Raw genomic sequence first — 11,024 nt, 5'->3', positions numbered from 1 at the left:
CGCGGTCTGCCGGGGCGCGCTCGCCGCCGGCCCGTTGCTCGCCGCGGGGCTCCGCACGGGCCAGACGGCGCTCGGTGTGATCGCCGCCATCGCCGCGATGCTCGTGGGCATCAACGACCGGCCCGGCAGCCGGCGGGCGTCGGTGAAGCGGCTCGGCGTGCCCGCGCTGGCCGGGGCGCTGGGGCTGCTCCTCGGGACGTACGCCGGACAGGGACTCGCCGCCGTACCGCTGACCATGGCCCTCACCGCGCTGGGCCTGGTCGCCGGCGGCATGAGCGCCGTGGGGCCCGTCGCCTCCGCCGCCGGCACGCAGCTGCTGGTCGCCGCGGCCGTCGGGGCCGGGATGCCGGCCGCCGAGAGCGGCTTCCTGCGGGCCCTGGCCTTCCTGGCCGGTGCCGGCTGGCTGCTGCTCCTGCGCCTCGCCCTGCCCACGCCCGGCTCGCTCGGCGGGGACTTCCGCTTCGACGGGGAACGGCAGGCGGTCGCCGATGTCTACGACGCGGTCGGCGCGCTCGTCGCCGCCGTGGGCGGTGAGCACGCCACCGCCCGGCGGGCCGCGCTCACCGCCGCGCTCGACCACGCCCAGGACGCCCTCGCCGGACCCCGGCTGCGCCGGTACGCCGGCTCGGCCGCCGAGCGCCGGCTGCACGCGCAGTTCGCGGCGGCCCTGCCCCTGGCCGAGGCCGCCACCGCCCTGTACTGGGCCGGGGAGCCCGTGCCGGCGCGGGCGGCCGAGGGGCCCCGGCGGCTCGCCGCCGCCGTCCGCGACAACACCGGCACCGGCCCACTGCCCGCCCCGCACAGGTCGGCGCCCGCGCTGCGCGCCCTGGACGACGCCCTGCTGCATGCGGCCGACGCCTTCGACCGGGGGGACGGCGCCCACCGCGGACTGCTCGGCCGGCGCCGGGGCGTCCGGCACGCCCTGCGGGCCGCGCTCGGGGCCGGCGGCCGTGAGTACGGGCTGCGGGTCGCCCTCTGCTTCGGCGCGAGCGCGGCCATCGCCCAGGCCCTGCACCACAGCCGCTGGTACGGGCCGCACACGCACTGGTACTGGCTGCCCGCCACCGCCGTCTTCCTCGTCAAGCCCGACCTCGGCCCGCTCGCCTCCCGGGTGCTGTGCCGGGCGGCCGGGACCGTGCTCGGCGCCGTGGTGTTCGCCGGCTTCGCCGCGCTGCTGCCCCGCCCGGCGGGGCTGATCGTGCTGGTGGCTGTGTGCGGCGCCGTCATACCGGTCGCCACCCGGAACTTCGCGGCGCTCACCGCCGTCGTCACCGTCCTCGTCCTCGCCCTGGTCATGGCCGGCGGTGAACCGCAGGCCTCGGTCAGCCGGATCGGCGAGACCCTGCTGGCGTGCGCGCTCGTACTGGTCGTGGGGCACCTGCCGATGCCGGGGGAGCGGGGCGGCGGGGTGCGGGCCCGGCTCGCGGCGGCCGGTGGCGCGGCGCACGCCTATCTCCTGCACGTCCTCGGCGAGTCCGGCGACCGCACCGAGCGGTGGGCGCTGCGCCGGGAGGCGTACCGGACCCTTGCCGAGGCCCGGACCGCCATCGCGCTCGCCGCCGCCGAACTGCCTTCCCTCGCCCGGCACACCGAGGGCACGGACGCGCTGGCCGAGGTGCTGGAACGGCTCGTGGACACCACCACGGCCTGCGCCGTCCACCTCGACGACACCGGACGACTCACCCCCCGGCACCTGCGCCGACTGCGCGAGGCGCTGGGGGAGCTGGAGCAGCGGGGCATGCGGGTGCCGTTGCCCGCCGCCGCGTAGCCGCCCGGGCCCGGACGGCGGTTCGGCCCAGCCGGCGTGACCGCCCCCTTGGCCGGCCCCCGCCCTCCGGCCGGCCGGTCGGCGGCCGGTCCGCCTGGCCGGAAAGCGACTCCGCGACCCGGTCGCCGGACAAGTTCCGCGCCCGGCGATGAGTTCCGCTCCGTCCGGCGGTCACCATCCCGAACCGACCGTCGGACAGGAGGGCACATGTCGCTTCCGGAGATCGTCTCGCGTGAGCAGTGGCGCGCGGCACGCTTGGAGTTACTGCGCAAGGAGGAGGCGGTCGGACGAGCCCGCGAGGCCCTGGGCGCCGAGCGCCGTCGGCTGCCCATGGTGGAGGTCGACCCGGAGTACGTCTTCGAGGGCGGCGACGGCAAGGCCACCCTGCTCGACCTCTTCGAGGAGCGGGCCCAGCTCGTCGTCCACCACTTCATGTTCGCCCCGGAGTGGGAGTCCGGCTGCCCGTGCTGCGCCGCCTTCCTGGACCAGGTCGGCCACCTCGCCCACCTGCGGGCCCGGAACACCGCCTTCGCGGCCGTCTCCCAGGCACCGTTCACCCGGATCCTTCCGTTCAAGGCGCGGATGGGCTGGGCGGTGCCCTGGTACTCCTCGGCGCACAGCGACTTCAACCGTGACTTCGAGGCCACCGTCGACACCGGCGGCGATCCGGTCGAACGGCCCGGCCTCAGCTGTTTCCTGCGCGACCACGACCGGGTCTTCCACACCTACTCGGTGTACGACGACGGACTGGACGCACTGGGCACCACCGCGGCCCTGCTCGACCTGACCGCGCTCGGCCGCACCCCCGCCGGGGGCGAACGCCTCCGCCTCCACGACGAGTACGACGACTGAGTGGTGCCCTCCCTCATACGGACGGTCCGCTTCGTGTCACAAGGTGAACGGATCCTCACGGTCCGCGCCCATCCCGTATCGCCATTGTCTCAGTAGCGTCACCGGCGAGCCGTTTCCCCTCTCCAGAGCGTTAACTCCTACACGTACGACGCTTCCTGGAGGTGCGAGATGGTGAACGGGCGAACGGTGCTCGAACGCTTTTCCGCCGGTGGTCCGCGGGGATCCTGGCCCGCGGAGGAGTTCGCGCACGCGCGGCGTCAGGAGGGCCTGGCCGCCGAGGTCGTCATGGACCTCGCGACGGACACGTTCCTGGTGATCGTCCGGGGCGCCGAGACAGCGGACTGAGTCCGTCCGGGGATGGCGGCGCGTCCGGGTGTCAGCACGACCTCGGCGCCGGCACTCGTGCCGTGAACTGCTGCGCCTGGAGCGTGTACAGATCGGCGTAGACACCACCCCTGGCCAGTAGTTCCTCCGGAGTGCCCGACTCCACCAGGCGCCCGTGCTCCAGCACGTGCACCAGGTCGGCGTGGCGGACCGAGGCCAGCCGGTGCGTGATCAGGACCACCGTCTGACCGCCCCGCGCCAGCGCCCGGATCTTCTCGAACACCTCCAGCTCGGCCCGCGCGTCCAGGGCGGCCGTCGGTTCGTCCACGATCAGGATGCTCCCGCGCCGGTAGGCCGCCCGGGCGATACCGAGCCGCTGCCACTGACCGCCGGACAGCTCGTGCCCGCCGCTGAAGTTCCGGGCCAGCAGCGTGTCCAGGCCGCGCGGCAGCTCCGCGACCACCTCCTCGGCCCCCGCCTCCGCGATCGACGCGGCCAGCCGCTCCTCGGTGATCGGTGCGGCGGAGCGGCCGACGGCCACGTTCACCCGGGCGGTGAACGGCCAGCGCTTGAAGTCCTGGGCCACCATCGCGATGCGCTCGGCGAGCAGCCGCCGATCGGCCCGCGCGGCGTCGACGCCGTCCCACAGGATCCGGCCCCGGTCGGGCGTGTACAGGCCCGCGAGCAGCTTGACCAGCGTGGTCTTGCCCGAGCCGTTCTCCCCGACGAGCGCGATGATCCGGCCGAGGGGCAGGGTGAGGCTGACGTCGTCCAGGGCGGGGCGCGGCGCGGGTCCCGGACACCCGTCGGCGGGGCTCCCGTCATGGGGGTAACTGAAGGTGACGTTCTCGAAGCGGACCTCCTGGGGATCCTCGGGCAGCGGCTCCCCGCCCACCGGGATGGCCCGCTCGGCCGCCGCCCCGTACATCCGCTGCAGATCGCCCACGAACAGCGCCTCCTCGTGCAGCTGGTTGATCTCCAGCACCAGCGCGTCCAGGCTCGCCGCGCCCGTGCGGACGGCGATCACCGCCGTACCGGCCACCGACAGGGCCATCGCACCGGCCAGCAGCAGCGCCCCCAGCGTCGCGTAGGTGGCGAGGGTCGCCAAGCCCGTCCAGGCTCCGGCGATCAGACCGGTCCGCGCCGCCAGCCGGGACAACCTGGCCTGTTCCGCTTCCGCGGTCTCCGACATGGCCCGGAAGTGGCGCAGCAGGAACGGGCCCACCCCGTGCACCCGGATCTCGGGGGCGGCGGCCGGCTCCGTGAGCAGGCTGCTGATCAGTTGGCCGGCCCGCGCGTGCTGCACCCAGGTGTGGAAGGACTCGTAGCGGCGCCGGGCGTTGGTCAGCGCGCTCCAGGCGCTGGGCAGGGTCATGGTGACCAGCAGGGGCAGCAGCGCGGGATGCAGCACGGTGAGCACGCCGGCCGCGGCGACCAGCGAGATCATCGCGTTGATCACCCGGGCGCTGTAGCCGATCATGTGCCGGGCGGACCGGGCGCCGTACTGGGCGGTGTCCAGCAGTTTGTGGAAGGCGTGGTCCTCGATCGCTGCCAGCTCCACGTTGGCCGCGTGCTCCAGGTACAGCTCGGTCGCCACCCGCTCCACCTTCGGCTCCAGCCGTCCGGTGGCGTAGGTGGAGGCGGCCCGCAACAGCGCGGCGACCACCATCACGACGGCCATCGCCTCCAGGGCCGGGGCGGCCGAGCGCAGTCGCTGCCCGATGTCGGGACCGGTGAGCAGTCGGCCCAGTGCGCTGTTCACGGCCAGCAGGCTCACCGCCTGGGCCGCGCCCCGGCCCAGCTCGGCGGCCAGCACCACCCGGGCGGCCCGCGCGTCCGCCTGCCGGGCCAGCCGGAGACTGGACGCCAGCATGCCGGGCAGCCGGCGCAGCATCGCCCGGAAACCGAGCGCGAGGAAGGCGTCCGCATGCTGGTTCCAGCCCATGTCGTAGCGCAGCGGCCCGCCGAACAGCAGCCGCTCCGACGCCGACACCACGGGCTCGGCCGCCTCCCGCCTCTTCCTCACCGTGACCTCCCGGACCCCGACGGAACGGCCACTATCCCGACCGGAGCCGCCGCCCGGCAGGGCGCGCGGGGCATGTGCGGGGGCGCGGAAGAAGCGCTTCCGGCACGGGGGGTGCGACCCGGGGCGATGTACGGCGGTGGCGGCGGGGAGCCGTCCGGCGGAACCGGCGGCGCTGACCGGGTCGCGCCCTGCGGACGGTCGGTGGGTGGTGGCGGGCTGCTCGGCGGGTGCCTTGCGGGCTGCTCGGCGGAGTGGTCGGGCCGAGACGGTCGGCAGCCGGATCGGGATCGGGGTGACCGTCGTCCGGCACGAGGTGGGCGACGGGGGACGGGTGGACCGAGGCTGAGCGGGCGATGGCCGCGGTGGTTACGCCGGGATGGCTCGGGACCAGTCCGGATTGGTCCCCGTCACCCGGCACAGGGCCAGGTAGAGGGGGATGGGCGGGGTGTACGGGAGGGTGCCCTCCGGGCGGTGGATCAGGCGGGCGGCACCGGTGATCAGGGCACCGGGGGCGTAGTGGGCCGGGGACGGCCACGGCAGGGCGTAGTCGGAGTCCGACGGAACGATCCACCACCAGCGGGAGCCGTCGGCGTAGACGCATCCCACCCGCGGGAGCCGCGGTACGACCAGCGGACCGAGACGGTCGGGCACGGCCACGGCGTCGAAGCCGAGCGGGGCCGTCATGCCGTCGGGCAACGCCGGCCGGCGGTCCGGCTCGGGAGCCGGCCGCCGGCGCTGCAGCCGCACCAGGGTGTTCAGACCGAGGCCCGGCCCGTGCCCCGCCCCGGCGCCTCCGGCGAGCCGGCCCGGGCCGGTCAAGGCCGGTCCCCGGGAAGAGGCTGCTCGGGAATGCGGAACGACGCGGTGGCGGGCCCGTGCTGGTCCGGGAACATGGCGGTCCGGTGGCGCTCCGGGTGTGCCGCGGGCCGGTGCTGTCCCGGATGCGGCGCGTGCCCGTGCCGGGATTCCCCGCGCTGTCCCGCTTCCCCCCACTGCCCGGCGTCCCCGGGTCCGCGCTGCTGCGGCGCGCGTCCGCTCGCCTCGGCCGGCCGGTCCTCGTCGGAGTCGTCCGGGCGGCCCGGCTTGGGCCGCGCACCCCAGCCGAGGTCGCCGCGCGGTTCCTCGGTGTGACGGGCGGTGCCGGTCAGGCGGGGCAGCTCCGCCCAGACCGACAGCCCGGGACCGTGCTCCTGGGCACCCCAGGCCCGGCACAGCGCGTCCACGAGAAGCAACCCCCTCCCGTGCTCCTCATCGGCTCGCTGTGGGGACGGGTGGGATGCGCCAGGAGCACAGCCCTGATCGTGGACGGCTATGCGCACCATGTCGTCATGGTCGAGCAACTCGCACACGACCCGGCTGCTCGCGGTGTGCACGATCGCGTTGGTGACCAGCTCGGACACGACCAGAGCCGCGTTGTCGCAGGTGTCCGCGCAGACCGACCAGCCGGCGAGCCGGGCGTGCGTCAGGCGTCTGGCCTGGGCGACGGAACCCGGATGCGCGGCCAGCTCGAAACGGAACCTTCGCTCGGCAGCGCCCCGCTCAGGGGTCGCTCCCGTCGCGGCGCCCAGACCGGAAGGGTCTGCGGCCGCGTCTGTTCCTAAGGGCGCGGACGGAATCACGTGTGCCACTATCGCCCTGGCGCGGACACTTGGCAAGAGTCACTATGAAAAATGCAGAGTGCTGTGTGACCGGGTCGGCGGCCGTGGCACACTGCTCGCAACAGCACCAGGCGCGGCGCCAATTGGAGACGTCGGAGATCCGACCCGGTCTTCGAACGAGTCTTCGAACGGCGCCGCAGGGCTGTCGGGAATCTTTACGGCAAGAGGACGCGTACGTTCTTCCCGGCAAGAGGTTTCGCAGTTTGCCGGCGCAAGGAACAACGGGCGCGAGAGTGCGGCCGAAAGGTTCGACAAGAGGCCTCGGCAGGGGCGTTCGGTGGAGGTGGGAGCGTGAGCGAACCGCGGTCCGCGCCGACGGTGGGCCAGGTGGTCCTCGGCCGGCGCCTGCAGGACCTGCGGGAACGCGCCGGACTCAAGCGCGAGGAGGCCGCCCGCGTGCTCCGCGTCGCCCCCGCCACCGTCCGCCGCATGGAGACCGCCGAGGTCGCCCTCAAGATCCCGTACCTGCAACTGCTCCTGAAGGCCTACGACGTCCCGGACGACGAGGCCGAGGTCTTCGTCCAGCTGGCCGAGGAGGCGAACAGGCCCGGCTGGTGGCAGCGGTTCCACGACATCCTGCCCGGCTGGTTCTCGATGTACGTGAGCCTCGAGGGCGCGGCCGCCCTCATCCGCTCCTACGAACCGCACTTCGTCCCCGGCCTGCTGCAGACCGAGGACTACGCGCGTGCCGTGCTGAAGTCCGGTGCCATCGGGCAGACGAGCCCCGACGACATCGAGCGGCACGTCGCATTGCGCATGCAACGTCAGCAATTGCTCACCCGTCCGGACGCGCCCCGTTTCTGGGCGGTGATGGACGAGACCGCCCTGCGCCGCCCGGTCGGCGGACCGGAGGTGATGCGCGCGCAGATCGACAGGTTGCTCGAGGCCACGAAGCTGCCCCATGTGACGCTCCAGGTCGCCCCGTTCGCCAACGGGCCGCACCCGGGGACGTACGGGCCCTTCGTGCTGTTCCGATTTGCCATGTCAGAACTGCCGGACATGGTCTACAGCGAGTACCTGACCGGCGCCGTCTACCTCGACGCGCGCACCGAGGTGGCGACCCATCTGGAGGTCATGGACCGCATGGCGGCGCAGGCCGCTACGGCACAACGCACGAAGGAGATCCTCCTGGATCTCCGCAAGGAGCTGTGAATGGATCGCATCAAGCCGCGCGGACGCGTCTACAACGGCATGCCCGCGCGGGAGTTGGGCAGCGAAGGGTGGCACAAGCCCTGGAGCGGCGGCAACGGCGGAAACTGCCTGGAGGCGATGAAGCTGGCCGACGGCCGGATCGCGGTACGCCAGTCGACCGACCCGGACGGCCCGGCGCTGATCTACACGATGGACGAGATGACCGCGTTCATAGAGGGCGCCAAGGCGGGGGAGGCCGACTTCCTGCTGACCTGACCTCTCCTGTGTTGATTCTGGCCCTCCTTCCTTCTTCGTGACCGAGTCGTGTGACCGAGTCGTGTGACCGAGTCGTGTGACCGAGTCGACCGTCCGTACCGGCCCCCCGTCCGATCCGCCCCGCCCGTCACTCCGGCGGCAGCACACCGCACAGCGCCTCCAGCGCCGCTCCGTAGGCGTGTTCGGCCGGGGCCGCGTACCCCACCACCAGACCGTCGCCGCCGTCCGTCGGACCGTGCGGATGCCTGAAACCGGCGAGCCCGTCGAGGGCGATGCCCTGCCACGCGGCGGCCTTCACCGTCGAGCGCTCCGTGCCGGGCGGCAGCCGCAGCACCGCGTGCAACCCGGCCGCTATGCCCGTCACGCCGACGTGCGGTGCCCGCGCGGCGAGCGCGGCGACGAGCCGGTCGCGGCGGCGCCGGTACCGCTGCCGCATACGCCGCACATGACGGTCGTACGACCCGCAGGCCACGAAGTCCGCCAGCGCGAGCTGGTCCAGCACACTCGCCCACCCCTCCCGCTCGCCCTTCACCGCCAGCACCGGCTCCACGTACCGCTCGGGCAGGACCATCCAGCCCAGCCGCAGCGCCGGTGACAGGCTCTTGCTGACCGATCCGAGGTAGATCACCCGCTCGGGATCGAGACCCTGGAGCGCTCCGACGGGCCGACGGTCGTACCGGAACTCGCCGTCGTAGTCGTCCTCCAGCACCACCGCCCCCTGCACCCGGGCCCAGTCGATCACCGCCGCCCGGCGCTCCGGGTGGAGCGGACCACCGGTCGGGAACTGGTGCGCGGGCGTCAGCAGCACGGCCCGCTCCCGCCCCAGCGCGTCCACCCGGGCGCCGTGCTCGTCCAGCGGCAGCGGTACGGTGCGCACGCCGGCCGCCGCGAGCAACTCCCGGTGGAAGCCGAGACCGTACGCCTCGACGCCCAGCGGACCGCGCAGCACCCCGCCCGCCGCCGGTCCTTCCCGCGTCCCCCGGCCGAACAGCAGCCGCAGCGCGTGCGCGAAGCCCGAGCAGATCACGATCCGGTCCGGCTCCGTACGCACCCCGCGCGCCCGTGCCAGGTACTCCGTCAGCGTCTCCCGCAGCTCACGGCGCCCGGCCGGATCGCCCGGTCCGAACGCCTCGCTGGGCGCCGCCTGCACCGCCCGGCGGTAGGAGGCCGCCCAGGCCGCACGCGGGAAGGCCGACGCGTCCGGCGTGCCCTGGCGCAGATCGTGCCGGGGCCCGCCCGTGCGTCCGGGTGCCTGCACGGGCGTCCGCACGGCGTGGCGCAGCGGCTCGGCCCGCTCCGCGACCCGCGTCCCGGACCCCTGCCGGGCGGTCAGCCAGCCCTCCGCGACCAGCTCCGCGTACGCGTCGGCCACCGTGTTGCGGGCCACGCCCAGGTCCGCGGCGAGCGACCGGTACGGCGGCAGCCGGGCGCCCGGCGGCAGTCGGCCGCTGCGCACCGCCTCCCGCAGCGCGCGGGTCAGCGCCGCCCGTCGGCCACCCGGCCCGGACAGCTCCAGAAGCAGGTCCGCACCGATCCGCTCTCCGGAATTGACCCACGAATCCGTCATGGAAGTGCACCCTACAGCCGGTCTTTCGGGCCCCTAGGTTAAGCACATGACGACGCACACGACTGCCGCCTCCGCCTCCGCCTCCACCTCTGTCTCGGCCTCTGCCGGCGCTTCCACCACCACCGTCGACCCCACCACGGGGATCACCGCGGCCGGCGCCTCCCGCAGCCGCCTGGACTTCGCCCGGGCCGCGCCGAAGGTCTTCCGCATGATCATCGGCCTCGACGCCGCCGCCCGCGAGGGCCTGGACCCCGCCCTGGTCGAACTGATCCAGATCCGCGCCTCCCACCTCAACCACTGTGCCTACTGCCTGCACATGCACACCAATGACGCCCGCAAGGCCGGGGAGGACGAGGACCGGCTCCACATGGTCGCCCTCTGGCGTGAGGCCCAGCACTTCTTCACCCCGAAGGAGCAGGCCGCCCTCGCCCTGACGGAGGCGGTGACCCTGGTCGCCGACGGAGGCGTTCCCGACGCCGTCTACGCGGAGGCCGCCGCCCACTTCGACGACCGGGAACTGGCCCACGTCCTGTCCCTGATCCTCACGATCAACACCTGGAACCGTGTGGCCCTGGCCACGGGGAAGATCGCGGGCACGGACGAGCGCACCCGCTGACGCACCGCCCTTCGCGCGACCACGGCCGGCTGGTGCCCGCGGCGCCGACGGCGCCGGCGCTCAGACCACCATCGGCCGGTCCGTCGGGACTATCGGGGCGGGGAGCCGGGAACGTCCCGTCAGATAACGGTCGACGGCCGCCGCCACCGCGCGCCCCTCCGCTATCGCCCACACGATGAGCGACTGCCCGCGCGCGGCGTCTCCCGCGGCGAAGACCCCGGGGGTGTTGGTCGCGAAACCGTCGTCCCGGGCGATCGTGCCGCGTGGCTGCAGCGCCAGACCCAACTGCTCGATCATCCCGTCCTCCTGGTCGGGTCCGGAGAACCCGAGGGCGAGCAGCACCAGGTCGGCGGGGAGGGTCCGCCCGGTGCCCGGCACCGCGAGCCGCTGCTCATCGACCTCCACCAGATGCAGTGACCGCACGTTCCCCCTCTCGTCCCCGGTGAAGCGGAGCGTGGACGCCGCGAAAAGCCGCGCGTCCGCGTCCGCCGCCGGTGCCGTCCGCAGTTCCCGGGCCTCCTCGTGCGCGGCCGACAGCCGGTAGATCTTCGGGTACGTCGGCCACGGCTCGCTGTCCTCGTCGCGCTCGGCACCCGGCTGTGCGTAGATGTCCAGCTGGGTCACCGACGCGGCGCCCTCGCGCACCGCGGTGCCCAGGCAGTCCGCCCCGGTGTCCCCGCCGCCCACGATCACGACGTGCTTGCCGGCGGCCGACAGCGGCGAAACCTTCAGATCCCCCTCACAGACCCGATTGGCCAACGGCAGATACTCCATCGCCTGGTGTATGCCGTTCAACGCCCGGCCGG

The 11,024-nt window shown here is 73.9% G+C and carries 11 protein-coding genes; 6 read left to right on the top strand and 5 right to left on the bottom strand.

Going from position 1 to position 11,024, the window contains the following annotated elements; all coding sequences use genetic code 11:
• The 3 genes from IE312_RS19945 to IE312_RS19935 all read left to right on the top strand — a co-directional run.
• Positions 1 to 1,768: FUSC family protein (locus tag IE312_RS19945; RefSeq protein WP_229900175.1), on the top strand; the 1,768-nt coding region annotated here is incomplete at its 5' end.
• 207 nt (positions 1,769 to 1,975) lie between these two features.
• Positions 1,976 to 2,620 carry a DUF899 domain-containing protein gene (locus IE312_RS19940; RefSeq protein WP_189983677.1) on the top strand — a complete coding sequence of 215 codons (645 nt, stop codon included), beginning with the start codon at positions 1,976 to 1,978 and terminating at the stop codon, positions 2,618 to 2,620.
• 168 nt (positions 2,621 to 2,788) lie between these two features.
• Positions 2,789 to 2,965, top strand: a complete 177-nt coding sequence (locus tag IE312_RS19935; protein WP_189983674.1) for a DUF8839 family protein — start codon at positions 2,789 to 2,791, stop codon at positions 2,963 to 2,965.
• 31 nt (positions 2,966 to 2,996) lie between these two features.
• Here the strand turns inward: IE312_RS19935 and IE312_RS19930 are convergent, their stop codons facing one another.
• The 3 genes from IE312_RS19930 to IE312_RS19920 form a co-directional block, all read right to left on the bottom strand.
• Positions 2,997 to 4,970: an ABC transporter ATP-binding protein gene (locus IE312_RS19930; RefSeq protein ID WP_189983673.1), complete on the bottom strand. Its 1,974-nt coding sequence runs from the start codon at positions 4,968 to 4,970 to the stop codon at positions 2,997 to 2,999.
• Positions 4,971 to 5,336: 366 nt separating this feature from the next.
• Positions 5,337 to 5,789 carry a hypothetical protein gene (locus tag IE312_RS19925; protein WP_189983671.1) on the bottom strand — a complete coding sequence of 151 codons (453 nt, stop codon included), beginning with the start codon at positions 5,787 to 5,789 and terminating at the stop codon, positions 5,337 to 5,339.
• Positions 5,786 to 6,589: an ATP-binding protein gene (locus tag IE312_RS19920; protein WP_370467576.1), complete on the bottom strand. Its 804-nt coding sequence runs from the start codon at positions 6,587 to 6,589 to the stop codon at positions 5,786 to 5,788. The genes IE312_RS19925 and IE312_RS19920 overlap by 4 nt, the downstream gene beginning before the upstream one ends.
• A gap of 330 nt (positions 6,590 to 6,919) precedes the next feature.
• Here IE312_RS19920 and IE312_RS19915 point away from each other — a divergent pair, with 330 nt between their 5' ends.
• Positions 6,920 to 7,780: a Sco1979 family transcriptional regulator gene (locus IE312_RS19915; protein ID WP_189983666.1), complete on the top strand. Its 861-nt coding sequence runs from the start codon at positions 6,920 to 6,922 to the stop codon at positions 7,778 to 7,780.
• On the top strand, positions 7,781 to 8,035 hold the full coding sequence (locus IE312_RS19910) for a DUF397 domain-containing protein (RefSeq protein ID WP_189983664.1): 255 nt from the start codon (positions 7,781 to 7,783) through the stop codon (positions 8,033 to 8,035). It begins immediately after the preceding gene.
• Between the two features lie 127 nt (positions 8,036 to 8,162).
• Here IE312_RS19910 and pdxR read toward each other — a convergent pair whose 3' ends face one another.
• Positions 8,163 to 9,602 carry a MocR-like pyridoxine biosynthesis transcription factor PdxR gene (gene pdxR / locus IE312_RS19905; protein WP_189983663.1) on the bottom strand — a complete coding sequence of 480 codons (1,440 nt, stop codon included), beginning with the start codon at positions 9,600 to 9,602 and terminating at the stop codon, positions 8,163 to 8,165.
• Positions 9,603 to 9,648: 46 nt separating this feature from the next.
• Here pdxR and IE312_RS19900 point away from each other — a divergent pair, with 46 nt between their 5' ends.
• Entirely contained in the window at positions 9,649 to 10,218 is a 570-nt protein-coding gene (locus IE312_RS19900) for a carboxymuconolactone decarboxylase family protein (protein ID WP_189983660.1), read from the top strand.
• A gap of 60 nt (positions 10,219 to 10,278) precedes the next feature.
• Here IE312_RS19900 and IE312_RS19895 read toward each other — a convergent pair.
• On the bottom strand, positions 10,279 to 11,024 hold a 746-nt coding region (locus tag IE312_RS19895; RefSeq protein WP_189983658.1), incomplete at its 5' end, for an FAD-dependent oxidoreductase.

Origin of the sequence: Streptomyces capoamus, from assembly GCF_014654935.1 — a bacterium.
GTDB lineage: Bacteria > Actinomycetota > Actinomycetes > Streptomycetales > Streptomycetaceae > Streptomyces > Streptomyces capoamus.
This window is presented reverse-complemented; position numbering and strand designations above follow the sequence as displayed.

Coding starts and splice junctions, on each gene's coding strand:
- pdxR (WP_189983663.1), bottom strand. CDS start 9,602: ATGACGGATTCGTGGGTCAATTCCGGAGAGCGGATCGGTGCGGACCTG.
- IE312_RS19910 (WP_189983664.1), top strand. CDS start 7,781: ATGGATCGCATCAAGCCGCGCGGACGCGTCTACAACGGCATGCCCGCG.
- IE312_RS19940 (WP_189983677.1), top strand. CDS start 1,976: ATGTCGCTTCCGGAGATCGTCTCGCGTGAGCAGTGGCGCGCGGCACGC.
- IE312_RS19900 (WP_189983660.1), top strand. CDS start 9,649: ATGACGACGCACACGACTGCCGCCTCCGCCTCCGCCTCCACCTCTGTC.
- IE312_RS19935 (WP_189983674.1), top strand. CDS start 2,789: ATGGTGAACGGGCGAACGGTGCTCGAACGCTTTTCCGCCGGTGGTCCG.